This is a genomic window from Microbulbifer sp. MLAF003 (genome assembly GCF_030012965.1).
GTDB lineage: Bacteria > Pseudomonadota > Gammaproteobacteria > Pseudomonadales > Cellvibrionaceae > Microbulbifer > Microbulbifer variabilis.
In genome coordinates, this window is record NZ_CP120232.1 from 1,008,734 (window position 1) to 1,034,925 (window position 26,192).

The 26,192-nt window shown below is 51.7% G+C and carries 24 protein-coding genes and 4 pseudogenes; 17 read left to right on the forward strand and 11 right to left on the reverse strand.

The window, feature by feature from the left end; genetic code table 11:
- Positions 1-66: 66 nt before the first annotated feature.
- Positions 67-2,664, reverse strand: coding sequence for a leucine--tRNA ligase (leuS, locus tag P3339_RS04820; protein WP_282952583.1), 2,598 nt, complete (start codon positions 2,662-2,664; stop codon positions 67-69).
- A gap of 163 nt (positions 2,665-2,827) precedes the next feature.
- Between leuS and P3339_RS04825 the strand changes: the two genes are divergently transcribed.
- The 4 genes from P3339_RS04825 to P3339_RS04840 all read left to right on the forward strand — a co-directional run bounded on the left by P3339_RS04825 (position 2,828) and on the right by P3339_RS04840 (position 4,626).
- Positions 2,828-3,277 (forward strand): zinc ribbon-containing protein, encoded by a 450-nt coding sequence (locus P3339_RS04825; RefSeq protein WP_020412510.1) that lies wholly within the window; start codon positions 2,828-2,830, stop codon positions 3,275-3,277.
- Positions 3,274-3,666: an ElyC/SanA/YdcF family protein gene (locus P3339_RS04830; RefSeq protein ID WP_282952584.1), complete on the forward strand. Its 393-nt coding sequence runs from the start codon at positions 3,274-3,276 to the stop codon at positions 3,664-3,666. The genes P3339_RS04825 and P3339_RS04830 overlap by 4 nt, the downstream gene beginning before the upstream one ends.
- Positions 3,626-4,054: a YdcF family protein gene (locus tag P3339_RS04835; protein WP_282952585.1), complete on the forward strand. Its 429-nt coding sequence runs from the start codon at positions 3,626-3,628 to the stop codon at positions 4,052-4,054. The genes P3339_RS04830 and P3339_RS04835 overlap by 41 nt, the downstream gene beginning before the upstream one ends.
- 149 nt (positions 4,055-4,203) lie before the next feature.
- Positions 4,204-4,626, forward strand: a complete 423-nt coding sequence (locus P3339_RS04840; RefSeq protein ID WP_425411205.1) for a hypothetical protein — start codon at positions 4,204-4,206, stop codon at positions 4,624-4,626.
- Positions 4,627-4,635: 9 nt separating this feature from the next.
- On the opposite strand, the gene P3339_RS04845 is transcribed toward P3339_RS04840, so the two are convergent.
- The 7 genes from P3339_RS04845 to miaB all read right to left on the reverse strand — a co-directional run bounded on the left by P3339_RS04845 (position 4,636) and on the right by miaB (position 11,440).
- Complete coding sequence (locus P3339_RS04845; protein WP_020412513.1) at positions 4,636-5,553, reverse strand: TIGR01777 family oxidoreductase; 918 nt, start codon at positions 5,551-5,553, stop codon at positions 4,636-4,638.
- Positions 5,554-5,691: 138 nt separating this feature from the next.
- Positions 5,692-6,963, reverse strand: coding sequence for an apolipoprotein N-acyltransferase (gene lnt / locus P3339_RS04850; RefSeq protein WP_282952586.1), 1,272 nt, complete (start codon positions 6,961-6,963; stop codon positions 5,692-5,694).
- Between the two features lie 32 nt (positions 6,964-6,995).
- Entirely contained in the window at positions 6,996-7,259 is a 264-nt protein-coding gene (locus tag P3339_RS04855; RefSeq protein WP_282952587.1) for a hypothetical protein, read from the reverse strand.
- A gap of 125 nt (positions 7,260-7,384) precedes the next feature.
- Positions 7,385-8,278 carry a CorC family transporter gene (locus P3339_RS04860; RefSeq protein WP_020412515.1) on the reverse strand — a complete coding sequence of 298 codons (894 nt, stop codon included), beginning with the start codon at positions 8,276-8,278 and terminating at the stop codon, positions 7,385-7,387.
- 69 nt (positions 8,279-8,347) lie between these two features.
- A complete protein-coding gene (gene ybeY, locus P3339_RS04865; RefSeq protein ID WP_282952588.1) occupies positions 8,348-8,818 on the reverse strand; it encodes an rRNA maturation RNase YbeY in 471 nt (156 codons plus the stop codon).
- Positions 8,819-8,835: 17 nt separating this feature from the next.
- The gene (locus P3339_RS04870; RefSeq protein WP_026304992.1) at positions 8,836-9,864 is read right to left on the reverse strand and encodes a PhoH family protein; all 1,029 of its coding nucleotides are present in this window, start codon (positions 9,862-9,864) and stop codon (positions 8,836-8,838) included.
- Between the two features lie 208 nt (positions 9,865-10,072).
- Positions 10,073-11,440 (reverse strand): tRNA (N6-isopentenyl adenosine(37)-C2)-methylthiotransferase MiaB, encoded by a 1,368-nt coding sequence (gene miaB / locus P3339_RS04875; protein WP_020412518.1) that lies wholly within the window; start codon positions 11,438-11,440, stop codon positions 10,073-10,075.
- 181 nt (positions 11,441-11,621) lie between these two features.
- Between miaB and P3339_RS04880 the strand changes: the two genes are divergently transcribed.
- From P3339_RS04880 to P3339_RS04905, 6 genes and pseudogenes are all read left to right on the forward strand, one after another.
- Positions 11,622-11,954 (forward strand): DUF1820 family protein, encoded by a 333-nt coding sequence (locus P3339_RS04880; protein ID WP_211214910.1) that lies wholly within the window; start codon positions 11,622-11,624, stop codon positions 11,952-11,954.
- A 301-nt stretch (positions 11,955-12,255) separates the two neighbouring features.
- Positions 12,256-12,912, forward strand: a complete 657-nt coding sequence (locus P3339_RS04885; protein ID WP_282952589.1) for a UDP-2,3-diacylglucosamine diphosphatase — start codon at positions 12,256-12,258, stop codon at positions 12,910-12,912.
- Positions 12,909-13,046, forward strand: coding sequence for a hypothetical protein (locus P3339_RS04890; RefSeq protein ID WP_282952590.1), 138 nt, complete (start codon positions 12,909-12,911; stop codon positions 13,044-13,046). The genes P3339_RS04885 and P3339_RS04890 overlap by 4 nt, the downstream gene beginning before the upstream one ends.
- Positions 13,043-13,785 (forward strand): annotated as a pseudogene (locus P3339_RS23745) (lysophospholipid acyltransferase family protein); the annotation flags it as partial. The gene P3339_RS04890 and the pseudogene P3339_RS23745, both read left to right, overlap by 4 nt.
- Before the next feature lie 201 nt (positions 13,786-13,986).
- Positions 13,987-14,520 (forward strand): GNAT family N-acetyltransferase, encoded by a 534-nt coding sequence (locus tag P3339_RS23750; RefSeq protein WP_502867329.1) that lies wholly within the window; start codon positions 13,987-13,989, stop codon positions 14,518-14,520.
- The gene (locus P3339_RS04905) at positions 14,502-14,714 is read left to right on the forward strand and encodes a hypothetical protein (protein WP_282952592.1); all 213 of its coding nucleotides are present in this window, start codon (positions 14,502-14,504) and stop codon (positions 14,712-14,714) included. Before P3339_RS23750 ends, P3339_RS04905 begins: the two co-directional genes overlap by 19 nt.
- 75 nt (positions 14,715-14,789) lie before the next feature.
- Here the strand turns inward: P3339_RS04905 and P3339_RS04910 are convergent.
- Positions 14,790-16,066: pseudogene (locus P3339_RS04910) on the reverse strand (aspartate aminotransferase type Ic).
- A gap of 140 nt (positions 16,067-16,206) precedes the next feature.
- Entirely contained in the window at positions 16,207-17,073 is an 867-nt protein-coding gene (locus tag P3339_RS04915; RefSeq protein ID WP_020412524.1) for a DUF6279 family lipoprotein, read from the reverse strand.
- A gap of 274 nt (positions 17,074-17,347) precedes the next feature.
- Between P3339_RS04915 and P3339_RS04920 the strand changes: the two genes are divergently transcribed.
- Genes P3339_RS04920 through nagA form a run of 3 tightly spaced genes read left to right on the forward strand, consistent with a single transcriptional unit; the run spans position 17,348 to position 19,521 of the window.
- The gene (locus P3339_RS04920) at positions 17,348-17,479 is read left to right on the forward strand and encodes a hypothetical protein (protein ID WP_282952593.1); all 132 of its coding nucleotides are present in this window, start codon (positions 17,348-17,350) and stop codon (positions 17,477-17,479) included.
- Complete coding sequence (gene nagB-II / locus P3339_RS04925) at positions 17,476-18,345, forward strand: glucosamine-6-phosphate deaminase NagB-II (protein ID WP_282952594.1); 870 nt, start codon at positions 17,476-17,478, stop codon at positions 18,343-18,345. Before P3339_RS04920 ends, nagB-II begins: the two co-directional genes overlap by 4 nt.
- A 48-nt stretch (positions 18,346-18,393) precedes the next feature.
- Positions 18,394-19,521, forward strand: coding sequence for an N-acetylglucosamine-6-phosphate deacetylase (gene nagA / locus P3339_RS04930; RefSeq protein ID WP_282952595.1), 1,128 nt, complete (start codon positions 18,394-18,396; stop codon positions 19,519-19,521).
- A 27-nt stretch (positions 19,522-19,548) separates the two neighbouring features.
- On the opposite strand, the pseudogene P3339_RS23755 reads toward nagA, so the two are convergent.
- Positions 19,549-20,633 (reverse strand): annotated as a pseudogene (locus P3339_RS23755) (LacI family DNA-binding transcriptional regulator).
- Positions 20,634-21,452: 819 nt separating this feature from the next.
- On the opposite strand from P3339_RS23755, the pseudogene edd reads away from it, so the two are divergent.
- The 4 genes and pseudogenes from edd to eda all read left to right on the forward strand — a co-directional run bounded on the left by edd (position 21,453) and on the right by eda (position 26,134).
- Positions 21,453-23,268 (forward strand): annotated as a pseudogene (edd, locus tag P3339_RS04945) (phosphogluconate dehydratase).
- A 51-nt stretch (positions 23,269-23,319) separates the two neighbouring features.
- Complete coding sequence (gene zwf, locus P3339_RS04950; RefSeq protein WP_282952598.1) at positions 23,320-24,780, forward strand: glucose-6-phosphate dehydrogenase; 1,461 nt, start codon at positions 23,320-23,322, stop codon at positions 24,778-24,780.
- Between the two features lie 59 nt (positions 24,781-24,839).
- Positions 24,840-25,550: a 6-phosphogluconolactonase gene (gene pgl / locus P3339_RS04955; protein ID WP_282952599.1), complete on the forward strand. Its 711-nt coding sequence runs from the start codon at positions 24,840-24,842 to the stop codon at positions 25,548-25,550.
- A gap of 20 nt (positions 25,551-25,570) precedes the next feature.
- Positions 25,571-26,134, forward strand: coding sequence for a bifunctional 4-hydroxy-2-oxoglutarate aldolase/2-dehydro-3-deoxy-phosphogluconate aldolase (gene eda, locus P3339_RS04960; protein WP_353056883.1), 564 nt, complete (start codon positions 25,571-25,573; stop codon positions 26,132-26,134).
- Positions 26,135-26,192: the final 58 nt, after the last annotated feature.

Genomic DNA, 26,192 nt, shown 5'->3' on the forward strand with positions numbered 1-26,192 from the left:
GCCTGAACTGTATGTGAGGCCTGAGTGAGCCGGGAGCTTATAGCTCCCGGCATTCGGGCTGCGAGTCTATTTCGCAACAATATTTACCAGTTTGCCTGGTACGACAATGACCTTGCGTACTGTGGAATCACCAATAAACTTCTGTACGTTTTCATTTTCCAGAGCCATTTTTTCCAAGCCCTCTTTATCCGCATCAGCCGGAGCATCCAGTTTTGCACGGACTTTGCCATTGACCTGGACTACCAGTGTAATGGTTGAACGTACAAGAGCCTTTTCATCCGCTTGTGGCCAAGCCGTATCAATCAATGCACTGGAATTACCCAGCACTTGCCACAATTGGTGACATATGTGCGGGGTAATTGGTGCGAGCAGTAAGACGGCAGCTTGTAGTGCTTCCCGCTCTACAGCGAGGCCCTGCTCATTATCCCGTTCTGCTAACTTACCCACTTCATTGAGCAGCTCCATAACTGCGGCAACAGCCGTATTAAAAGTTTGGCGGCGCCCGTAGTCATCACCCACTTTCTGGATGGTTTCATGGGCCTTGCGGCGCAGTTGCTGCTGTTGGTCACTCAGAGATTGTTGATCGATCTCTACATCGCTTGAACCCGCTGCGACATGACTGTGAACAGTTTTCCAGAGCTTGCGCAGGAAGCGGCTGGCGCCCTCCACTCCAGCGTCATGCCATTCCAGGGTCTGCTCAGGGGGAGCGGCGAACATAGTGAATAGACGTACGGTATCAGCGCCATACTGCTCGACTGCTGCGTGCGGGTCTATGCCATTGTTCTTAGACTTAGACATTTTCACTACTCCACCAGCAATAATCTCTTCGCCGGTCGCACGCTCAATGGCTTTGATGGGTTTCCCCTTGTCATCCCGCTCGACATCCACATCGGCTGGATTAATCCAGGTTTTATGACCGTGTTTCTCTTTATAAAAAGACTCAGCTAAAACCATACCTTGACACAGCAACTGCTTGAAAGGTTCATCGCTGTTTACCAGCCCCTCATCGCGCATTAGCTTGTGGAAGAAGCGTGCGTAGAGGAGGTGCAGGATAGCGTGCTCAATGCCGCCTACATACTGGTCGACAGGCAGCCAGTAGTTGGCGCGGTCCGGATCCAACATGCCCTCTTCAAAATCTGGGCAGGTATACCGCGCGTAGTACCAGCTGGATTCCATGAAGGTGTCGAAGGTATCGGTTTCTCGTTCTACGGCAGTGCCGTTGAACTCGTCCTTGCGCCACTCTGGGTCAGCTTTAATGGGTGATTGAACACCATCTAGCTCCACATCTTCCGGTAATAGAATCGGCAGTTTGTCCGCAGGAACCGGAATTTCCCCTCCGTCAGCTAAATTGAACATGGGAATAGGTGCACCCCAGTAGCGTTGGCGGGAGACGCCCCAATCGCGCAGACGATAGTTAGTGGTGACCCGGCCTTTGCCGGTAGCGACGAGTGCTTCGGAGATTGCGGTAAAAGCACTCTCGAAATCCAGTCCATCAAAGCTACCGGAGTTCACCAGCTTGCCTTTCTCTGTATAGGCTTCTTTATCCAGGTCAATAGGCTGGCTATCGGAAGCTTCAATTACCTGTACCATTGGTAGTTGGTACTTATGGGCAAATTCCCAGTCGCGCTGGTCGTGTGCCGGAACTGCCATTACGGCTCCAGAACCGTAATCCATCAATACATAGTTGGCGACCCAGACGGAGACTTCTTCACCAGTGATGGGGTGAATCGCTTTCAGCCCGGTATCCATTCCTTTCTTGTCCATTGTGGCCATGTCGGCTTCGGACAGGGATTGTCTTTTGCACTCAGCAATAAACTCTCTCAGTTTCGGATTACTTTCCGCCATCTCCAGGGCGATAGGATGCTCGGCAGCGAGAGATACATAAGTAACTCCCATTAAGGTGTCCGGGCGGGTGGTATAGACGTCGAAGTGATCCATGCCGGCTACAGTTGCAGGCAGGGCGAAGCTCAGCTCCACACCTCGGCTCTTGCCGATCCAGTTGCGCTGCATAGTGCGCACCTGCTCGGGCCAATCGGGCAATTTGTCGAGATCCTCGAGCAGTTCTTCCGCATAGTCGGTAATCTTGATAAACCACTGGGCTAGCTCGCGGCGTTCTACGGTAGTGCCACAACGCCAGCAGGCCCCATCTTCCACTTGCTCATTGGCAAGTACCGTCTGGTCATGGGGGCACCAGTTCACTGCGGAGTTCTTCTTGTAGACCAGGCCTTTTTCATACAGGCGGGTGAAGAACCATTGTTCCCAGCGGTAATAGGAAGGCTGACAAGTAGCTAGTTCACGGGACCAGTCAAAGCCAAAGCCAAGAGCTTTCAACTGGCCCTTCATGTAATCGATATTGGCATAGGTCCATTTGGCCGGTGCAGTCTTATTCTGGATCGCTGCATTTTCTGCAGGCAGACCAAAAGCATCCCAGCCCATAGGGTGCAATACGTTCTTACCCTGCATTCGTTGGTAGCGGGTGATTACGTCAGTGATGGTGTAATTTCGCACATGGCCCATGTGCAGCTTGCCGCTAGGGTAGGGGAACATGGACAGGCAGTAGAATTTTTCCCTGCCGGTGTCTTCCTTAACCTCGAAGCTTTTCTCTGCCTCCCAGAATTCCTGGGCAGAAGCTTCGACTGCGGAGGGGTTGTACTGCTCTTCCATCGATTGGGGACCTATACTCTGTGATCAAAAATTTGCGGGGAAACCGTTACATATATTGGATGGGACTGCTTATGATCTGCAATCCATAGGATTGATCGCGATCAATTGCTGTCTCCAGGGCATCCATTAGGATGCGTAAACGCGAGATTATAGGAGGGATACCGTGACGAAGGAACCAAAGTTGCCGCCGAAGGATGATCTAGCCGATGAGTTTCGCGAGGATCTGGAGAATCTGGTTGAGGGTGAGCTGGCAGTTGAAGACCTAACCGCGAATAAAGTCGCCTTCCTGCGTGCCTGGTTAAAGGATGACCTTCATCGTGCTTCTGATTATCTCCAAGGCCTTGGCGGCGAGTTGCGTACATTGGAAGAGCGCAGTGGCGATTGGCTGCTGAATGCGGCAGACCCGACGGAAACGGCCTGGCCCAACCTGATGCGCTGTATTCGTGAGGGAAAACCCTGGGCCCTGGCTGGCGAATATGTGGGTGCTGATGAGGAGCTGCAGTGCTTGGGGTGTGGCTACCGCGCTCTCCCACCAGAGAATACACAGATCACACCGTGCCACCGCTGTGGCTATGGTTGCTTTCGACAAATAGAGGGCGGTCTTGAATATTGATTGAATTTCATACGTTTATGACCAACCTGCTAATGCCGCCTTTGGCACCTATGTTGGGGTTAGTACTGGCGTTTTTACTACGATTTCTGCCTGAAGGATCCCTGCTGGGGAAAGTTTCCCTACCGCTGGCACTGGTTTCATTTGTTGTGCTCTGGATGAGTGCCACTCCGGCTTTTTCGAATTGGCTGGGAAAGCGCCTGGGGGCTGCACCGGACCTTGCCGGTTTTTCTCCTGAGGCAGTCATAATCCTGGGTGGTGGGCGCTATAGAAACGGGGAATCGGGCAGTGAACGTCTGTCGGCCGCTAGCCTGGAGCGTGTTCTGTGGGCTGCTGAACAGGCGCCAGGGGGTGCCAATTTTGGTTTCCGGAGGGCGTGTCTATCGAAATGAGCGAGCGGCTGAGTCTCAAATGATGGAGTCCCTACTGGAGGGAAAATTGGCTCGCTCTGTGAGTTGGCGTGATGATTGCAGTCGTACTACCGCAGAGAATGCAGTAAACAGCGCTGAGATATTGCGTGCAGCGGGTGTGAAACGTATTGTCCTGGTCACCCACTGGTGGCATATGCCCCGTGCAGCAGCTGTGTTCAATAAAGCCGGCTTAGAAGTACAGCCGCTTCCTGTTGGCAGCGCTGAAGAATTGTTGCCGCGGGCACAGGAGGGTTTGCTACGCTGGGTTCCCAGTGCGGCAGCCCTGTTGCAAACACAGACTTACTGGCGGGAATTACTGGGGCAGGCGTGGTACAGCATTAGGCCATTGCCGCCAACCAGGAAATGTTGAGGAACTTTTATATCAAAGGAATTTCAGAGGCCTACAGGATAAGAGGTAACAGGCGTCGAGCAAGAGAAAGTACTCTTGAATGCTAGTTGCACCGGATTTAGGATGACTGGCGCCACAGGACTAACCCACTGATTATTTTTTAACATGGAATGGCGACTGTGGATTACAAACATAACAATAAACGAGATAACCTTAAGATGAAGGGCATCCCGGTTTCTTTTACTCCCATCCAATTACACAACCGCTTGAATCGAGCGGTTTGGGTTGGCTTCAAGCGCGTAGAACAGGATGGGCGAACTCTATTATTTCTTAGTGCCGGCGCGGAGAGTGGCGCTCAACTCAGCAAGAATTTTGAAACCTTCGCCGGGCAAATTGTCCGCGAGTACCGCTTTAACCCATCAGAGGTGGAGTTTATCGAGCTGCGCGAGAGAGCCGGTGAATCCCAGTGGTATCGATGGCACGCCCAGTGGGTAGGGTCCGCACCAATGGAGTGCCACGGGGATTTGGTAACTAGCGAATCCAGTCGTCGCTACCTATCGGAGGCGTTGGAGAGCAGTATGGCGGCTGCCTGAAGCTGTGCCCTAAGCCTGCGCTCTATTGGCTGCATTGCCGCCGTTCAGAAGGTCGGCAAGGGCCTGTTCCAAAGTGGGAAACTGGAAACTGTAGCCGTTGTCCAGAGCGGTGCGCGGCTCCACCCGCTCACTGGCCAGTAGCAGCTCCTCTGCCATATCTCCGAAGAGTGTTTTAAGCAACCACGCAGGCGAACGCATAAAGGATGGACGATGCAGCTGTTTGGCCAGCAATCTGGAAAAGCTGTTATTGGTTACCGCTTCGGGAGCACTGGCATTGAATGTTGTGCACAGGTGCTTGTCAATCGCATGTAGCATTAACCCCACCTCATCCTCCTCGTGAATCCAGCTCATCCAGTGTTCCCCGGAACCCATGGGCCCACCAAGACCAAGGCGGAAAGCTGGTAACATCTGTGGCAGGGCTCCGCCACGGGTGGAGAGTACAATAGCAGTGCGGATGATCCCGACACAGATTCCTGCTCTTTGCAGGGGAAGTGTTGCCTCCTCCCAGTCGCGACATAATTGAGCAGAAAACCCTCCTCCGGGAGGACTGTCCTCCCTAAGAAGTTCGCCACCACGGTCCCCATAGTAACCAATTGCTGACCCGGAAAGGAAGTAATCTGGACGTTTCCTCTGAGTTAGGGCCCAGCGCACTAACTTCTCTGTGGTTTTTAATCGGGAGTTGCGAATTTCGGTCCTGCGCCTCTCACTCCAACGGCGGGAGATTGGTTCGCCCGCCAAATTTACTACCACATCAACTGCGTGTTTAACCTCTTCGGGTTCACTAATTGCTTCGACCGCCTCCCCGCAGAGTGTGCGCACCTTATCTGGCTGGCGGCTAAGAACTGTGATTGTGTCGCCGCGGGCGAGCCAGCGTTGGCAAAAAAGTCTGCCTATCAGGCCTGTGCCACCACTGATTAAACAATGCATACAAAGGCATCCCTGCCAAATTTTTACCGGTAATTTGAATGCAGCATAGCAGCCCGGTGCTGCTGGCGGCCGTAGGGTTGGTCCTGGCCCAGGAAGAATATCTGGGCGTGGGATTGAGAGAGTGAATTTGGGGTCGGTTTACTGGTCAGTGGCCTCACCGGTGATAGGGCTACCGGTCTTAACGACCTTCTTACGACGTAGAATGATTGCCAAGGCCAACATTGGCAAAGCCAGGGCAAATACGATAGAGATCCCGGTCAGCATAAATGGGGTGGAGCCGCGCATGGCACGAATGTCACCGGTCATATTGGCTTGCTCAAATTGTGGCAACTGCTCAAGGATCTGCCCGCGGGGGTTCACTATTGCCGTCATTCCGGTATTGGTGCCGCGTACCAGATAGCGACCAGTTTCCAGGGCTCGCATCTGTGCCATTTGCATATGCTGCAATGGGCCGATGGAATCACCAAACCAGGCGTCGTTGCTAATGGTGAGTAGCACCTGAGCGGAAAGGGCGCTACTGGCTACCAGACGTGGGTAAACGATCTCATAGCAAATTAATGGTGCCCAGCTGGCCCCTCCGGCATTCAGTGGGCTTTGCTCATCAGGCCCTGAGCTAATGAAGGAAGTGGGCAAATTAAAAAACTCGATGGTACCCCGGATAAAATCTTCCAGGGGGACATACTCACCAAAAGGTACCAAGTGACGTTTATGGTAGACACTGGGGTTCCGGCCATATACTGCAGCTGAGTTGTGTATGACATTGCCACTCTGGTCGGGGTCGCGTCTGTCAAAGAGAATTCCACTGATCAGGTCGATTCCGGTTTTTTCTGCATTGCGCTGTAATGCCCGCATTAGATTTGGAGCTTGGCCATAGAGCATGGGCAGTGCGGCTTCAGGCCAGATAATCACATCCACATCTTTGTCACTCAGGGCACGGGTGCCGTCTTGATAGCGGCTGATGGTTTCACCGCGAAACTCGGGCAACCACTTCTTTTCCTGTGGAATATTCGCCTGCACCAGGCCGACTGTGATAATTCCGCCTTCAGGGCGAGTCCATTCTACATTGGCCAGGGTGGCACCTATTGGCCAGGTAATTAGCGCGGCACCGAGCAATGCTATATGGCTGCGTTGTTTGAGAGGCACCAAACGACCACTGACTGCCAGGGCGAGTACTGCTGCGCTGAACGCGAGTATTAAACCGACGCCGTAAACACTCAGTACCGGGGCCCAGCCCGACAACCAGGTTTCCAGATGTGCATAACCAGAGAATAACCAGGGAAATCCGGTGAACATCCAGCTGCGGAACCACTCGCTGATAAACCAGAGGGCGGCAAAGGCCAGGGCAAAGCTGAATTTGTTATCGGTAAAACGGCCAAGGAAATAGAAGGGAGCGGCCAGCAATGCCGCCATCAGGGCAACGAATCCACCGGTAAGGGCCGCTCCTAATGGGGGGCGGCGTTACCGAAGTTTGTAATAGAAACGTAAACCCAGGAGCCCCCGCTGGCAAACAGCCCCAGGCCAAAACAGAACGCCAGCCACAGGGCGCGACGCCCCTTTATTACCTTTCCCCCTGATGCTTGCAGGTAAACCCATGCAAGCAGGGTCAGGGACAGCAGTCCGCATACCCAGTAATTAAACGGGGCGAACGACAGTGTCATTAAGCCGCCGGCAGCGGCGCTGGTGATAGGAAAAAGTATTCTTCGCATAAATTCGCTTAGCTGATGCCGGACACAAGTGCCAGCGGATCGAATCTCTCTACCCCCAACACAGAGCGGGGAGCGCAGTCTTTGGCCCTCTCCCGGCGGTGGTCTGCGAGGAGTCGCGTCCTGGGTCAGTCCTCTTCTGGTGGTTTGCGCATATGCGCTACGCGCAGTAGGTGGATCTGTCGGCTGTCTGCATAAAGTACCCGGAACATAAAGTCGCCTAAACGGGTGACCTCATCGCGGCCAGGTAAATGACCGAAAGATTGCATAATCAAACCGCCAACCGTATCGAATTCTTCATCGCTAAATTCGCATTCGAAAAATTCATTGAACTCTTCAATAGGGGTAAGCGCTTTAACGATATAGTCATTGTCGCCAACCCGACGGATAAAGCTGTCTGCTTCTTCTTCGTCGGTTTCATCTTCGATTTCACCGACAATTTCCTCAAGAATATCTTCAATCGTGACAACGCCGGAGACTCCGCCATATTCGTCGATCACGACCGCCATATGGTACCGGTTCTCGCGGAATTCGCGCAGCAGGATATTTAGGCGTTTACTTTCGGGAATAATATTGGCGGGGCGAATAATATCTTCGAGCTGGAATTCGCCGACGCCTTTGAGGAGTAAAGGCAGCAGGTCCTTGGCCAGAAGAATTCCGCGGATATCGTCAATGCTTTCACCGACAACCGGGAAGCGGGAGTGGCCTGACTCAATAATTTTGGGCAAGAATGTTTCAGGCTTGTCCTCCAGTCCCACCACCACCATTTGCGAGCGGGGAATCATGATCTCCCGAACCTGCTGGCTGGAAACGTCCAGGGCACCCTCAATGATGGATAGTGCTTCAGCATCGACCAGCTGGTTGTCAGCTGCGTCTTTAATAATATCCAGCAATTCATCGCGGGATTTTGGCTCAGCAGAAAATGCGCTGAACAATTTTTCCAGCCAGTTTTTTTCACTCGATCGGGGTTTGTTTGAAGAGTGACTACTTGGGGGCTCGTCAGTGGTCATGGAAGTGGCCATGCTCCGGGTATCTCTCGTCTCTTGCTAATTAATTACAGTTAATCGGTAACTTTGGCTGGGCCTGGGTAGTTACCCCGCCTCTTCCAAAGGGGCATAGGGGTCGGCATAGCCTAGCCCTGCCAATAGTTTTGTCTCCAGCTGTTCCATAACCTCGGCCTCGGCGTCTTCTATATGGTCATAGCCCAGAAGGTGCAGTGTGCCATGGACCAGCATATGTGCCCAGTGCGCCGAGATCGATTTGCCTTGTTGGTCCGCTTCCATTTGTACAACTGGTGCACAGATCACAAGGTCTCCCAACAAGGGGAGATTCAGCTCCGCTGGAAAGTCGGTATGAAAGGATAAGACGTTGGTCGGTTTATCCTTACCTCGATACTGGCTGTTGAGCTGCTGGCTCTCCTCTTCGTCGACAATACGCACAGCGAGTTCCGCTTTTTCACGGTGGTCGGTCAGTGCTGTGATTATCCAGGCGCGAATATCTTCATCGGAGGGCAGGCCTGTACAGCGGCTGACCCGCTGTACATCGAGAGTTAAATCAATCATATGGGTACGACGAAACCTCAGGCGGCATTCTCGCCAGCCTTGTTGGAGACGTCCATTTCCCGATCAGCCTCATGGATATCGTAAGCTTCCACAATACGCTGAACCAGTGGGTGGCGTACCACGTCTTTGGCGCCGAAATGAGTAAAGCTGATACCGTTGACTTTGCCGAGCACTTCAACAGCGTGGCGCAGGCCCGATGCCTGACCGCGGGGCAGGTCTACCTGGCTGGGGTCCCCTGTGATTACTGCGGTGGAACCGAAACCAATTCGCGTCAGGAACATCTTCATCTGCTCGCGAGTGGTGTTCTGGCTTTCGTCAAGAATGACAAAGGCATTATTCAGGGTGCGTCCCCGCATATAGGCCAGTGGTGCTACTTCGATCACATTGCGTTCGATAAGCTTGCCAACCGTCTCAAAGCCGAGCATCTCGTAGAGAGCGTCGTACAGGGGACGCAAGTAAGGGTCTACCTTCTGGCTTAAATCGCCAGGCAGAAAACCCAGTTTTTCCCCGGCTTCCACCGCCGGGCGCACCAGCAGAATGCGCTCTACCTGGTCCTTGAGCAGGGCCTCAACTGCGCAGGCCACTGCCAGGTAGGTCTTGCCGGTGCCAGCTGGGCCTATGCCGAAATTGATATCATTGGACTGAACGGCATGCACATACTTGCGTTGATTCAGCCCGCGCGGGCGCACGGAACACTTCTTAGTGCGAATTAAGACTACTTGGTCGACTTCTGAGGAACCTTCCTCATCGCCTTTATTGAGCAGTTCCTCGACGCCTGCCTGCTGCAGGGCCAAGTGAATCTCATCGGGCGTAAGGTGGTTTTGGGAGTCGGTTTCCTTGTAGAGAAAGCTCAGCAGTTCACCTGCAGCCTTGGCAGGCTTAGGTTCGCCATAGATGGCAAATTGGTTGCCACGATTGCGGATCTCAATATCCAGTCGTTGTTCAATTTGGCGTAGATGTTGGTCAAATTGGCCGCAGAGATTTGCGAGACGGCGGGCGTCGTTGGGTTCGAGAGTAATGCTGTGAGCTAGGGTATGAGTTTCCAAATTGGTTTCCGGCACCTTAATCTGTAGGGTTCATTGCTAGGGTATACCCATTTTCCCCGTATGGGAAAGTCTTGAGTGCTACCAATAGGTTCTAACTTTACCTGATTTTAATTACGTCTTGTAATTTAGCCGGGTTATAAGGGGCAGTTTGGCGGCAAGATGTGTTTTTAAAAAGCATCTTGCCGATGGTAAGGCTGTCTGTAGTGGCTTAGAACAGAGCCTCTTCCAATTCTGAAGTGACCAGTGTGCCACGTAATGAGTTAGGCAAGGCCTCCTCGATTACGACATCGGCAAACTTACCGATCAATGCCAAGTTATCGGCACGGAAATTGACTACACGGTTATTTTCCGTGCGCCCTTGCAATTGTCCCGGGTCTTTCTTGGAGACGCCAGTGACCAGAACCCGCTCAGTATTGCCCACCATACGCCGGGCGATGGCTGCGGCTTGCTGGTTGATACGGTTTTGCAGCAGCTGCAGGCGCTCTTTCTTCAGGTCTTCTGGAGTGTCGTCCGGCAAGTCTGCTGCCGGCGTACCCGGGCGCGGAGAGTAGATGAAGCTAAAGGAAATATCGAAGCCTACCTCCTGGATCAGGTTCATGGTGGCTTCGAAGTCCCTGTCGGTTTCACCAGGGAAGCCGACAATAAAGTCAGAAGACAGGCAGATATCCGGGCGTATCTTTTTCAGGCGGCGGATCTTGGACTTGTATTCTAAAGCTGTGTGGCCGCGTTTCATGGCCATCAGGATACGGTCTGAGCCACTTTGCACCGGAAGGTGGAGGTGGCTAACCAGTTCTGGTACCTGCGCATACACATCGATCAGGGCATCGGAGAACTCAACCGGGTGTGATGTTGTGTAGCGAATACGGTCGATACCATCGATTGCCGCTACATAAGTAATTAGCTCGGCAAAATCTACCTCGTGACCGTCTTCACCAGTGGCGCGATAGGCATTTACATTCTGGCCCAGCAGGTTGACTTCGCGTACTCCCTGGTCCGCCAGGTGCGCAATCTCTTCCAGTACATCGGTAACTGGACGGCTCACTTCCTCTCCGCGGGTATAGGGAACCACACAGAAGGTGCAGTACTTGGAACAACCTTCCATAATAGAGACGAAGGCGGTAGCGCCGTCAGCTTCTGGTTGGGGCAGTCGGTCAAATTTCTCGATTTCAGGGAAACTGATATCTACGACGACCACGCCATTTTTCTGCTCTTTGGTTTCCATCATCTCTGGCAGGCGATGCAGGGTTTGCGGACCGAAAATCAGGTCGACATAGGGCGCACGCTTGGCGATTGCCTCGCCTTCCTGGCTGGCCACACAGCCTCCGACGCCGATAACCAGCTCGGGGTTTTTTTCCTTGAGGCGTCTCCAGCGACCCAGCTGGTGGAATAGTTTTTCCTGGGCTTTCTCGCGAATAGAACAGGTATTGACCAGTAGCACATCCGCCTCTTCAGGGTCGTCGGTGGGTACCATGGCGTGTGACTCGCCGAGCAGATCGCGCATCCTGGCGGAATCGTACTCATTCATTTGGCAGCCGTGGGTTTTGATGTATAGCTTTTTAGCCGGTGTATCGGACATATTGTGCCTGATTAAAAACTGGTCAATTAAACGGGTGGGGCATTATAGCGACAGGACCAGGCACTGCATAGATGGCTATATTAGCCCTTGAGAACCTGTGCTATTCTTGCGCGCTTTTTCGGGCTTTGCCCGCTTTCTGAACAATTTCGAGCTTCGGGGTATTCCCCATCCTGAGAAACTTATGGCCAACCCGATATATAAAGTGATTTTCCACAACCAGAGCCAGGTGTATGAACTCTATGCCCGGGCTATTTATCAGAGTGATATGTACGGCTTTATCGAAGTCGAAGAGTTTGTATTTGGGGAGAAGGCCCAGCTGGTTGTAGACCCCAGTGAAGAAAAGCTGAAAACAGAATTTGCTTCGGTAACTCGCTCCTATATCCCGATGCACAGTATTGTGCGTATCGATGAAGTGGAGAAAGAGGGAACTGGTAAAATTGTCGAGGTTAAAGGCGATAAAGTTGCAAAATTCCCCTTTGCGCCGCCCATTCGTCATCCCCAGGACACCGAATAATCTTCCCTCCTTTTACCGAGTCAGCGGGCCTTGGGCCAGGCTGATTCGGGCGCCTAAAGCCCTCGCAGTCTAGCGGGTTTCACTGCAATATAAGCTTCAATAAAAATCCTCGTGACTGTCATCAAATCGCTGCAAAGTGATTGCCAGGGCGATCAGCGACCTTATTTCCATTGCTTGATCGCAGCTTGCGAACTATCGCCTGCAATCCTGGCTGAGTGGAAATGAGCTGAAGTTCACTCCCATTCTGTTGGTAGAGGCAATTGATCGCAGCTAATAACTGGTCAAATGCTGGAACCTTTCTATGAGCAATCGCTACCGCGCGCTGTGGATATCCGATGTCCATTTGGGTAGTAGAGACAGTGAGCCCCATCGTTTGGCGGATTTCCTGGCGCAAAATCGAGCCGAAACGGTTTATCTGGTGGGTGATATTTTTGATATGCATGCCCTGTCCCAAGGGCGAGGCACCTGGTGTCAGGCATCCAGCATGTTATTGGGGATGCTCTCTGAGTTGAGTAATGAGATTCCGGAAGTGATTTATATCCCCGGAAACCACGATGCACCCATGCGCAGCTGGTCAGGTAAGCGCCTCGGCAATATCCGTATAGAGCGTGACTGGGTACATACGGCCTGTAATGGTCGCCGTTACTGGGTCACTCATGGGGATCAATTTGAACACCATATAAAAATGCACCCGGTGAGCTATCACATTGGGGATCGCAGTTATTACCTGATGCTGCGTTTTAATCGTTGGATAAATTACTGGCGCAGCCGCTTCGATAAGCCTTGGTGGTCCCTGGCCAGCCAGATAAAAAACCGGGTGGGTGCGGCTAGGCAAATGATGAGCGACTTCGAAGATATTGCCGCGATATCAGCGGTAAATCGTGGCGTGGATGGTGTGATTTGTGGACATATCCATCGCCCCGCGCTACGGGAAAAAAGATCGGGGAGGGCATTGTGACTTATGCCAATTGTGGTGACTGGGTTGACTCTATGAGCGCGGTGATTGAACAGCACGACGGTAGCTTGGAGTTGTTGCACTGGTACAGGGCACCAAAAATTGCCAGCATAATGACGGAGGTGGTGGCAGCATGATCCAATTGGAAGCACTCCTACAAAAAAATGCTTGGTATAGCGCTGCGCCGCAAAAACCAACCCGTAAAATTGTCTCCGCAACTCTGAAAAAAATCTGTTGTGAAGAGCGGATTGTGGAGTTTGGTCGAAACTATCCACATCTGGGAGGGCTTGATTTTATTCGGCAGCTCTTTAGTGAATTGGATTTTCGCTATGAACTGAATCCCTCTGAGCTGGAAAGGATTCCGGTCAATGGACCGCTGGTTATCGTAGCCAACCACCCGCTGGGCAGTCTCGATGGGCTCGCTCTGATTGATATGGTGGCCCGGGTGCGCAAGGATGTCCGTGCGGTGGCAAGTCAGTTGCTGTGGAATATAAAACCGTTACGCCCCTATTTCCTGCCTGTGGATAATTTCCGTGGACGCACCCGCCGTGCAGATGTGCAGGGAATTTATGAATACCTGGAAGAAGGGGGGCGATTATTATTTTTCCCGCCGGGGAAGTATCGCGCTTTAGCCCGCAGGGGGTGCGTGACGGTCGGTGGAATCCGGGCTTCGTGCGCTTCGCAGAAAGAGTCAATGCTCCAATTCTTCCTGTACAGGTGCTCGGCAGAAATTCCTGGTGGTTTTACGGTCTGTCCATGCTGAATAAACCTCTTTCAACACTCTGGTTGATCCGGGAGATGTTTAAGCAGGAGAGACGCGGTATTGATATACGGATTGGCCATCCGCTTGAGGCGGAGCATTTCCGCAGCTGGCCGCTGACCCCTCGGGCCCAGGCGGCACTTTGGCGAAAGCATGTTTACAAACTGCAGAGTTCGCCGGCACCTCTTGGTCCAGAATTGATTGCGCCGGCTGAATCTCAGTCGGAGGTGGCGCATGTAATTGATAACTGTGAGGTGTTGGCCGAACAGGGAGCGTTTTCTGTACGTCTTTACCGGCAGAGGGCAGATTGTCCAGTGATGCGAGAGTTGGCAAGGGTGCGTGAGGTAGCTTTCCGTTCCGTGGGTGAGGGTACGGGGCAAAGCCGGGATTGGGATTGCTTTGATGCTCACTACGATCATCTGCTTTTATGGGACCATGAGTATCAGGTAATTGCAGGGGCCTATCGCATAGCAAGTACAGAGTCTCTGGGCGAGAGTGAAATTTATAGCAGCACTCTGTTCAATTACCCTCTGCCACCCAGTCAATGCCTGCCTGGGTCGGCAGAGTTGGGACGCAGTTTTCTGCTACCTCAATATTGGCGCGGGCGCGGCCTCGATTTACTTTGGACCGCGATCGGCCAGTGGGTGTTGCGCAGTAAAGTGCGTTATCTTTTCGGACCGGTATCAATGCCGGGAACATTTTCGGTGCGTGCCAAGTCCGCAATTGTGCGCTATTTTTCCCATTATTTTTCCCCAGAGAATCCTCTCGGTGATGCTCGATTGCCTTTCTTACAGGCTGGTGAACCCCTGCCTGATCTTTCGGGGATTCTGTTTTGGACATGCGCCAGCTAAAGCAGGTGCTACGTGAAGAGGGGGTGGTTTTGCCACCTCTTTTTAAAAAATATGCTGCCTTGACCAAACCGGGCGGAACCAGTTTTCACGCTTTCAATATTGACCCGGAATTCTGTGATTCTGTTGATGGACTTGTGGTGGTGGACCTTCATTTGGCTGACGAGAAATTCGCTAAACGATATTTGGCTAGCTGATTTAATTCCTCAATAAAAAGGCGGCCCTATTGGCCGCCTTTTTATTGGTATTTTCTACGTAGCTGTATTTAAGGGTTAAGCCAGTTTCTGCAACTGTTGTCGTATGCTCGCAAGTTTTACACAGAGAACAAATACAGCCATGGCGGTGTCGAGTTCGTCCAGAGGGGGAAGCTTGGTGCAATACGGATATTGCTGTCTTCAGGATCCTTTCCGTAGGGGAAGGTGGCGCCTGCTGGTGTAAGTTTGACTCCGGCATCGGCAGCCAGTTTTACCACCGCTTTTGCACAACCCGGGCGGGTATTGAAAGAAACAAAGTAACCACCCTCGGGCTTTTCCCATCGACCAAGGTCGGTATCGCCGAGTCCATTTTGCAGGTGTTCCAGCACACACTCAAACTTAGGTTTGAGAATATCAGCATGTTTATGCATATGGTCTTTTAAGGTCGTGTGCTCGGCAAAAAATCGGGAGTGGCGTAGCTGATTTACCTTGTCTGGGCCGATGGTCATAGCCTGCATCTGCTGTTTTAAAGAATCCAGGTTGGCGCTACTCGCACTGACAAACGCGACCCCAGATCCCGCGTGGGTCACTTTGGAGGTGGAAGCAAACTGCAATACAGAATCTACGGTGTCATTTTCCAGAGTTGCAGAACGGATGCTGGGGAGGCCCACATAGTGACCGAAATCGTGCACTGAATAGGCATTGTCCCAGAAAATACGAAAACCAGGGTTTGCGATATGTCCCAATTGTGCCAAGCGCTCGACGGTTTCTGGGCTGTAAGTAATGCCTGTGGGGTTGGAGTACTTGGGAACGCACCAGATGCCGATTATATCGCCATCTTCCTTGACATGTTTTTCCACGGCATCCATATCGGGCCCTCCCTCCCCCATGGGGATATTAATCATGCCAATGCCAAGTTGCTCACAAATTGTAAAGTGACGATCGTAGCCAGGTACTGGGCATAGAAATTTGGGCTCTTTTAGTTCCCTCCAGGGAGTGGTGCCGGCAAAGCCGAATAGGTAGCCGGTCATAACTGCGTGATACATCAGAGTGAGGGAACTGTTACCACAGGCGATAACCTCCTCTGTGGGTACCTGCAACATGTCAGCACCCAGCTCACGCGCACAGGTGAGGCCAATCAGGCCACCATAATTACGAGTGTCAGTGCCATCGGCGGCACGATAATCGGCAGAGAGAATCCCATCAAGCTTATCGGATAAGTTCAGTTGTTCCGCTGAAGGTTTGCCCCGGGTAATATCCAAGTTCAGTTCATGTTGGCAAATGCGTTCGTAGTGGGCGCTTAATTCCTTTTCCCATTCCGTAAGTTGGGCGCTATTAGCGGATTCAATATGCACGTAATTTCCCCTGGCAGGTCACTGGAGTTGGCGAGCTTAGCAGCCTATATGCAGATTCGTCAGCCCTGTTTAGGCACAGAATGAATAGTTTCTTTTGAATCTACTTTGGTTCTAGGAATTGGGGCTGTAATTAGGGGGTGCTATTGACTGGCGAGGGTGCGGAAGTCTTGTGCATATTCTCTCAATGTATTGCTGAGGTGACTTCTTTGCGCTGGGCTGGTACTTAATAATATTTGCTTGGCCAACTCACGTGCTTGCTGTTTGCGTTTCTCTTGTGCCTGTTGATATTGTGGCGACCAGAGCTGCTCTGGATTCAGGAGTAGGCTACGCAGTTTGTCCAGATAATCCGTCGGCTTTGTTCGCAATAACTCCATGGCTTTTGCTTGCCAGAGTAGCCTTTGCTCACTGCGTTGCATGGGGTTGTATTCCATCTTGGATACCATAGCCGCAATCAGGTTTTTTTGTTCTTCTGTCAGGCTGCCAAGCCACCGGACGCTTTCCTTGCGGATCTGCTTGTCCCGTTTACGCCGGATTTTTTCTGGGGATTGCTGCCATTTCTTCAGTTTTTTTTGATCTTCTTTCAGAAGATTGCCTTGTAATTCATCAACTTGCTCATCATTGAGCTGCGCGGCAATAGGCAATAGTAAGTTGTAAGCATTTTCGCTGGCAGAATTTAGGAACAGCTCAACCTGTTTCTCCACAGGCTCCAACTGAGGATTCTCCAAACCGCCCTCATCAACTCTGTCTGCCAGATTGGTGAGGAAATCGGCGTAGCGGGGTAGCTGTGTTTGCCGGTGCCACCGAAAGAAGCTTTGTAATGCAGCTTGAAGTTCGCCTTTCTGTATCCTGTCCAGATTAACGTAGTCGTTAGCCTTCCAGCGTATCCAGTAATCGACGTTGTTGTAGACAAATTGAATACTGGAGCAGCTACTGATTAATAGAAGGGTGACAATTAGCGCGACATTGCGCCAGAAAACAAATGTTGGCGTACCAGCTGGCTTTGCCATCGACTCTTTCCTGTGGAAATTGTTCGGCCGCTGCCGATGGGTCAATCCCAAGCATAGATGATGAACTATTGGCCTGTGATGTGGCGCCTTAAAGATTGTGCATACAGTGAATACAGCACCTTGCTGGCAGGGGTATATGCTAATGGCAAACCATAGTGCTAATTAGGTATGGCCTGTGTGTGGCCAGCATTTAGACTAGTTGTTGCAGCACTGTTTTTTTGTCCTGTGCAAGGCGCAAAGCCGCGCAAAAATATCATCGCGAGTGGAGTTCGGCATGGCTACCACCTTAATGGAAGTCGAGGCTCGGGAGGCTCCGGCAAGAATTGCTGAGCAGCTACAGAATAATGCAGGGATTATGGCGTACCTCGGTGAACGCCTGCGCGCGCAGCCCCGCGCTTTGTCATGATTGTGGGACGCGGGTCCTCCGATCATGCCGGCGTTTTTGCTAAGTATCTGATTGAAATTGAAACGGGGACGCCTACCTTTGCTGCGGCACCCTCTGTTTCCAGTGTTTATGGGCGAAAGCTGAAGTTGGAAGGCGCGCTTGTGCTGGTGATATCTCAATCGGGTCGCAGCCCGGATATCCTTGCCCAGGCACGTATGGCAAAGGAGTGTGGCGCCTTTACCGTGGCATTGGTGAATGATGAGGAGGCGCCGATTGGGGATATTGTCGATCAGGTGGTCCCTTTAAAGGCAGGGCCGGAAAGGGCTGTGGCGGCAACCAAAAGTTATCTGGCGACTCTGTCTGCTGTTTTGCAGTTGGTGGCATTCTGGACTGGAGATCAAGCTTTAAAAGAGGCTCTGGAGAAATTGCCGGATACTCTGGAGGCTGCCGTACGCGCGGATATCCAGCTGCGTCCTGAAGATTTGGCTGCGGTGCAAAATCTGGTAGTACTCGGCAGGGGGCCCGGCTATGGAATCACGCGTGAATTGGCGCTTAAGCTAAAGGAAGTGTGCAACATTCATGCAGAGTCTTTCTCCAGTGCCGAGTTTTTACATGGCCCTGTCACTTTGGTTGAAGATAAATTGACCGTGGTGAATGTCCCCATTGAAGATGAATCTTTCAGATGCCATAGCGAACAAATCGATGACATTATCCGGCGGGGCGGTGCCCTGATTAATTTGCATGTGCCGAGTAAAGGTGTGCACCCGCGAGTAGCGCCATTGGCACTATTGCAGCGCTTTTATATTGATGTTGCCCATGTAGCGGTGAGCCGGGGTATTAATCCAGATGAACCCGCGGGGCTGAAGAAAGTTACCCATACCGTGTAATAATTTGCCCGTAAACCCGCCGTGGGGAGATTAAGTGAGGAGGGGAGCGTGGGTTTTGCCCTGGTAGCAGAGCGATTATTTGATGGTGAGGAGATCCTTGAGGACGTGGCACTGGTTGTCGGTGATGACGGGCGAATTGTTTCTCTTGGAGGTGTTGCGCCAGCACACGCCCAGTATGTCCACGGCTTGATAGCTCCGGGTCTAGTGGATATACAGGTTAACGGTGGTGGTGGTGTACTGTTTAATCAGGAGCCTGGTGTCGAGGCACTGCGAACAATAGGGAAAGCTCATGCGCAATTTGGTACCAGTGCATTTCTCCCCACCTTGATTACTGACCGTCTCGACGTAATGCAGCTCGCTGCCAGTGCAGTCAGCGAGGCCCTTCGGCAGGAAATTCCTGGAGTTATCGGTATTCATTTTGAGGGGCCACATCTGAGTGTGCCTAAAAAAGGCACCCATGAGCAATCATTTATTCGCCCTCTGAGTGATGCCGAATGGGCCCTATATGCACGCGACGACCTGGGAATAAAAGTTGTTACCCTGGCTCCGGAAACCGTACCGGTGGAGGATATCCATCGGCTGGTATCTATGGGAGTCTGTGTATGCTTGGGGCACTCCAATTCGGATGGGAAAACCGCGCTTGCTGCGCTGGAAGCCGGAGCGTCAGGGTTTACCCACCTATATAACGCCAAGTCGCCACTGCACTCACGCGAACCGGGTATGGTGGGCACAGCCTTGATCAGGGATGAGGCCTGGTGTGGCTTGATCGCCGATGGTCATCACGTTTGTGTCGAAGCAATGAAACTTGCCTTAAAGGCCAAGCCCCGAGGCAAATTAATATTGGTTACTGATGCGATGCCTTTGGTGGGCAGTGATGCGCTTAGTTTTCCACTGTTTGATCGGGTGGTGACTCGGGAGAGAGATAAGCTGACCTCCAGTACCGGGGAACTGGCCGGCTCGCACTTGGATATGAGTGGTGCAGTACGCAATATTTGTCGCTGGTGTCATTTGAAGATTGAAGAGGGGTTGCGCATGGCAAGCCTCTACCCAGCGCAGTTCCTGGGCCTGCATATGGGCAGAATCTCACTTGGCAGTAGAGCTGACATGATCCTGCTTGATAAAGATATACAGGTACAGAAAACCTGGATTGGCGGTTACCAGGTTTTTACCAGGTAACCTCAGTGTTTGCTGAATTGGGAGGAGTCATCTTCTGGCATTTTTTTGCGGAGCGGCTCCAGTGGATTCACGCACGACCAGCTTTGGGGTGAAGTAGCAGCCAGTATTGCTTTTCTGCTTAGTTGATTTTGCGCCATTCTTTTCTTTTATGCCCTTTTCCTCACAGCTCTTGAAGTGAATACGCTCCAGGGTCAGTTCCGCTGCGCGCTGGGCGATTTCCTCGTTAGGCTGGTGAGCGGTGGTGAGTTTTGGCCATGTTTGGCGTGAAAAAGGGCTATCCTCAAAACCGGCAATAGACAGCTGTTCTGGAACGTCAATATTGAGCATGCGTGCCGCAAACAGTGCGCCAGCGGCAATCTCATCATTGCCGGCAAAAATTGCTGTCGGCGGTTCGCCAGACTGCAACAGCTTAGTGGCACTTTTTACGCCGGAATCAAAAGAGTATTCCCCCTGTTCAACTAGCTGCTCATCGAAAGGTAATCCAGCATTTTGGAGGGCCTTCTTGTAGCCCTCCAGGCGTCCCTGGGTGGAAAAGTGCTCAGTACCCCCGCTTAGGTAAGCAACGCGTTTGTGCCCAAAATCCAGCAGGTGTTGCGTGATTGCAAAAGCGGCGGCGGTGTCATCGATCAGGATGCAATTACTTTCCGCCACTTTGTGGCCGTGAGATGAGACAATACGTACAAACTCTACATCCATAGCTTTGAGCGTATTGATTACCTCCTGGCTTTCTGAAAATGGGGGGTTAGCACCAGTCCCGCGACTCTGCTCTGCTCCACCAGGCGGCGCAACTCCTCATGAATGGTACTGGATTGGGCATTGCTGGGGTGTATCAGCAATTCGTAGCCCTGTGCCCGACACGCATCGAGTATGCCATTTTGCATATCGATGACGTAGTAAGCGTTGGGATTATCGTAGATAAAACCGATTGAGTAAGAGTGTGTTCCGGCCAGGTTGCGTGCAGCCAGGTTGGGGCGGTAATTCAGTGCTTCCACCACCTCGAGAACCCGCGCTCTGGTGCTTGAGCGAACTGAGGGTTCATTGTTTATGACCCGTGAGACGGTCTTTATCGATACGCCGGCTCGCTCCGCCACGTCATTGATAGTGACTTTCATTGATACCGATCCTTCCTGCGGGAACTCTCCCTTGAGACTGCCTGGTTACTAGTTTGGCAGTAGTTGGCCCTCTGCCTCCACCAGGCAAAGATTCTAGCAGTGCCTTACCGTCATTCACCGTTCAGGTGTCAGAGCCTTTTTTGGCTCACTCTGTGAATACCTTTAGTTTGTGTAAATTTCTTACAGTTTGACTGCCGTGTCGATAGTAGCGACTTTGATTAACTCGCCGTTACTCCCTTTAAGATTGGTATTTTAGAGGTGTATGACGCCATTTTTAATGTACTTAGCTCTTTCTCCTGAATTCTATGTGTGAGTACTTGAATTTTTTTGTAGTTTTACTACATAATTGGCGCAAATTAAGGTTGGGCTGCCTTTAAGTGGGTTTTGGAGGTTCGCTGGGCGTTAAAAGCTTCTACCCCGGAACAGGGGAGGAGGTGGCTGCCACATAGCCCAACTAACATGCCAGCTGGCCAAGCTGAATATTGCAGGCTGTGGAGTTTTGGTCGGAAAGTGGATGGTTTTCAGTAAAACGGTGCTCTTAGAGGCTAGGAACTGGTCTCTTAGTTTCAAACCTATTTTTTTTATGAAATAAATTTTTAATCTTTATCGCAGTGGCGCAAATAGATTTTTTTACTTTTAGCGCTGTTGCCGGGTGATAGATCTGCAGCCGCACTACAACCGAATAGTTGGGATGGGACTCCCTCAATTGGACTGCCTATTCAAGGATGGATGTTTAGCGGTGGTTGAAATATCGCCGGAGTACGACCTGGGCTAATTGGGCCTTTGTCGGTGTTAAAGCAAAATTAATACGGAATAGTCATGGTTCACAGCAAGGTTCAGGCAGTTACCGATCGCATAACCCGGCGGAGCGAGGAAACCCGTGCCCAATATTTGGCACAGGTTGAAAAAGCGCATATTGAGGGCCGGGCGGCTGCGCACCTGTCGTGTGGCAATTTGGCCCATGCAATTGCGGCCTCTCCAGAAAAGGAAAAGCAGCTTATCGCCTCAGGGCGAGGCCCTAATCTGGGGATTGTAACCGCCTATAACGACATGCTTTCAGCGCACCAGCCCTACGGTACCTATCCCGCACGCCTCAAAGAAGCAGCGGCTCGTCATGGTGCCACTGCCCAGGTAGCAGGGGGTGCCCGCCATGTGTGATGGTGTCACCCAGGGGCGCCCGGGTATGGAGCTGAGCCTTTTTTCCCGCGATGTGATTGCCATGTCCACAGCCGTAGCCCTGTCCCATGATGTATTTGAGGGCGCTATGTTCCTCGGCATTTGTGACAAGATTGTGCCCGGCCTGGTGATAGGTGCCCTGGCCTTCGGTCACTTGCCATCCATTTTTATTCCTGCAGGCCCAATGCCTACGGGGCTTTCCAATGCAGAAAAAGTTCGAGTGCGTCAGCTCTATGCTGAGGGCAAGGTTGGTCGTGAAGAGTTACTGGAAGCGGAGAGCGCCTCTTATCACAGTGCTGGTACTTGTACTTTCTATGGCACCGCCAACAGCAATCAGATGCTAGTGGAAATTATGGGGCTGCAGTTACCAGGCAGTTCTTTTGTTAATCCGGGGACTGGTCTGCGTGATGCCCTGAATGAAGCCGCGGTGGCGCAGCTAGCCCAAATTACTGAGCCCAGTCAGCACACACCAATCGCTAAAATTCTTACCGAAAAGGCTTTTGTAAATGGTGTAGTTGGCCTTCTGGCTACAGGCGGCTCTACCAATCATACCTTACACCTAGTAGCTATGGCCCGCGCCGCAGGTATTCAGCTGACCTGGCAGGATATGGCAGATCTCTCTGAAGTGGTGCCCTTGCTGTGTCATGTGTATCCGAATGGCAGTGCTGATATCAACCACTTTGCTGCGGCTGGTGGTATGCAATTCCTGATTCGTGAGCTGCTCTCCGCGGGGCTCCTGCACGGCGATGTACACACAGTACTGGGTGACACCGGACTCAAACCCTATTGCAATGACCCCTTCTTTAACGATGCGGGTGATGGTGTGGTATGGCGTCCAACTGCGGAAGAGAGTGGCGATACTTCCGTTATTCGCCCGGTTAGTGATCCTTTCTCTCACCACGGTGGCCTGCAGTTGCTCGAGGGTAACCTGGGACGCAGCGTGATTAAGGTATCGGCGATTAAGCCGCAGCACCTCAAAGTCAAAGCCCCCGCAATTGTCCTGCATAACCAGGATGAACTGTTGGAGAGGTTCAAAGCAGGTGAGTTGGAACGGGATTTTGTTGCGGTTGTGCGCTTTCAGGGCCCTCAGGCTAATGGCATGCCGGAATTGCACAAATTAACTCCGACCTTGGGGGTGTTGCAAGACCGCGGTTTTAAAGTAGCACTTGTTACCGATGGGCGCATGTCAGGAGCTTCGGGGAAAGTACCTGCAGCTATTCATATGTCACCAGAAGCGGTTGAAGGTGGCCCCATCGCCAAGGTACGCGATGGCGATATTATCGAGCTGAATTCGGAGGCTGGTGTTCTGCAGGTACATGTGGATGAAGCGGAATTTGCCGCACGTGAAGCTGCACAGTGTGATCTGTCTGAAAATGCACGGGGCATGGGTCGAGAACTCTTTGCCAATATGCGCGCGATCGCCAGTGGTGCAGAGAGCGGTGCCAGTATTCTTTACTAATTAACGCGGTGCTTATTGGCACTGCAGAAATACGAGCTTAGAGCGAAATTTATGCTTAACCCTTTTGATATGGTGTTGTTTGGTGGCGGTGGCGATCTTGCGTTGCGCAAGTTAATACCAGCCCTGTACCGCGCATACAGGGAGGACAGCCTGGTGAATGGTTGCCGTGTTCTTCCCGTATGTCGCCGCCGGGAAGATGCCGATCAATATTTAACGACTGCTCACCAAGCGCTAAAGCAGTACTTGCGTGAAGGTGAGTACAGTGATTCCAGTTGGGATGGCTTTAGCCAACTGCTGCGTCCAATAGCATTGGATATCGCTGTTCCCAATGAGCAGTGGGAGCATCTGGCAGATATTCTCGGTACAGATCCAGAGCGGGTACGTATTTTTTACCTGGCAATTCCTCCTGCGGTATTTGGTCCCTGCTGTGAAAACCTCTCTATCAAGGGATTGATTAGCAAAAACTCCCGAGTAGTTGTTGAGAAACCCTTGGGTTATAACGCGCAGACCTCTGACGAAATTAATAGCAAGATTGCCAGTTACTTCCCGGAAAATAATATTTTCCGCATTGACCACTACCTGGGTAAGGAAACTGTACAAAACCTGCTGGCGCTGCGTTTCAGCAATGTACTGTTTGAGCACTTGTGGGATGCCAAGAGCATTGATCATATCCAGATCAGTATTTCTGAAACCGTTGGTCTCGAAGGTCGCGCCGGTTTTTATGACGAAACCGGAGCCTTACGCGATATGGTGCAAAACCACCTGTTGCAGTTGTTGTGCCTGATTGCAATGGAATCGCCTAATACCATGTCCGCGAAAAATATCCGTGCGGAAAAAATTAAAGTGCTGGAAGCCTTGCGCCCACTTACCGGATTGGAAGTGGACAAAAATGTAGTTCGTGGACAGTACATAGCTGGTGACATTGATGGACAGCAAGTGCCTGGATATCTGGATGAACTGGAAGGCGGTGTCAGTTCCACGGAAACATTTGTCGCAATCCAGGCGCATATCGATAGTTGGCGTTGGGCTGGCGTGCCTTTCTATTTGCGGACTGGCAAGCGTATGGAAAAACGTTGTGCAGAAATTGTGGTGCAGTACAAAAACGTATCCCACCACGTCTATGACGAAAGCGCCGGCAAAGTTATTCCCAATCGCCTGGTTATTCGCCTGCAGCCCGAAGAGAGCATCAAGTTGGTGCTAATGGCCAAGAAAATGGACAGCCTTACTACTGAACTACAGCCAGCGGAACTGAATTTAACTCTTTCGGATACTTACGACAGCTTCCACAGCGATGCCTACAAACGTTTGATGCTGGATGCAGCGGCGAATAATTCGGCTCTGTTTATTCACCGTGATGAAGTGGCAGCAGCCTGGGCTTGGGTCGATCCAATTATTGAACACTGGCGAGAGACTAATAACCAGCCAAAAGATTATACCGCTGGTAGCTGGGGTCCGAAGGAATCTAGTGAATTACTGGCCCGTAGTGGCCGTCACTGGTTTAACGCCAAGTAATGATTATGGGGTATGACTGGCTAAATGCGGGCATGTCTCCTCTAAAAATGGAAATCTCCATGGCTGAAGAAAAATTTTACTCAGATCGAGAACGCCTGGTGCAGGCACTGGTTCACGACTGCGCCAGTGAGCTGCAAAAAGGTATAAAAGATCGAGGGCAGGCCACATTTCTGGTTTCTGGTGGTAGTACTCCTGAACCGGTTTATCGGGAGCTTTCCAAGCGCCCTTTGCCCTGGTCAAAGATAACCGCCGCCCTGGTAGATGAACGCTGGGTAGATAAATCCCACAGTGGTAGTAACCAGGCATTTATTGAAAACAGTTTAATTCAAAATAATGCGGCGGAAGCCACTTTGTTGGGCATGAAGAATCTACATGCCACTGCTGCTCAGGGTGAGGCTGATTGCGAGCGCGCTTATGCCGAGCTGTCGCGCCCTTTCGATATTTGCATTCTGGGAATGGGTAGTGATGGTCATACCGCCTCACTATTTCCCCATGCACAAGGTCTTGAGGATGCTTTGAGTCCAGATTCTGAAAAATTATGCAGTGCAATTACCGCTAAGCAGAGTGAGGTTACCGGTACAAATACCGAGCGCATGACATTGACTTTGAGTGCAATTTTACAGGCTAAAAATATCAAACTGCTAATTACTGGTGAAGAAAAACTCAAAGTTTATCGTGAGGCTTTACTAGGCAGTGATGAGATGGAAATGCCGGTGCGCAGTATCCTCAAACAGGGGCTGAAACCAGTCACTGTCTATTGGGCACCTTAACGAACGATTGGAATTGATTGATGCAGAAGAATATCGCCGACATTTTGCAGGCTGCTGGCGTTGTCCCAGTGCTGGTTATAGAACAGGTTGAAGATGCTCTACCTTTGGCTACGGCACTGCTTGAAGGTGGTTTGAATGTTCTTGAGGTGACTTTGCGCACAGAGGCTGCGCTTGGTGCTGTGGAGCAAATTGCCAAGCATTTACCAGAGGCACATGTGGGTACAGGCACTGTATTAAATAGCGATGACCTGCGTCGATCCACTGATGCCGGAGCCGGTTTTATGGTTAGCCCCGGAGCTACAGAGCAATTGCTGGCTGCGGCTGATGGTAGCGATGTGCCGTTGTTGCCTGGCGCAGCCAGTGCATCCGAGGTAATGCGCCTTTTTGAACGCGGCTATAGGTACCAGAAATTTTTCCCGGCCCAGGCCGCCGGCGGTGTGCCCATGTTGAAATCTCTCGCGGGGCCACTGGCTGAAGTCCGATTCTGCCCAACCGGAGGAGTTAGCCCGGATAATGCAGCGGACTATCTGGCCCTGAATAATGTGGTTTGTGTGGGGGGTCCTGGATGGCATCCAGTAGCCTGATACGCGAGAAGAACTGGGCTGAGATTACCCGCCTGTCAAAGCAGGCTGCGACATTGAA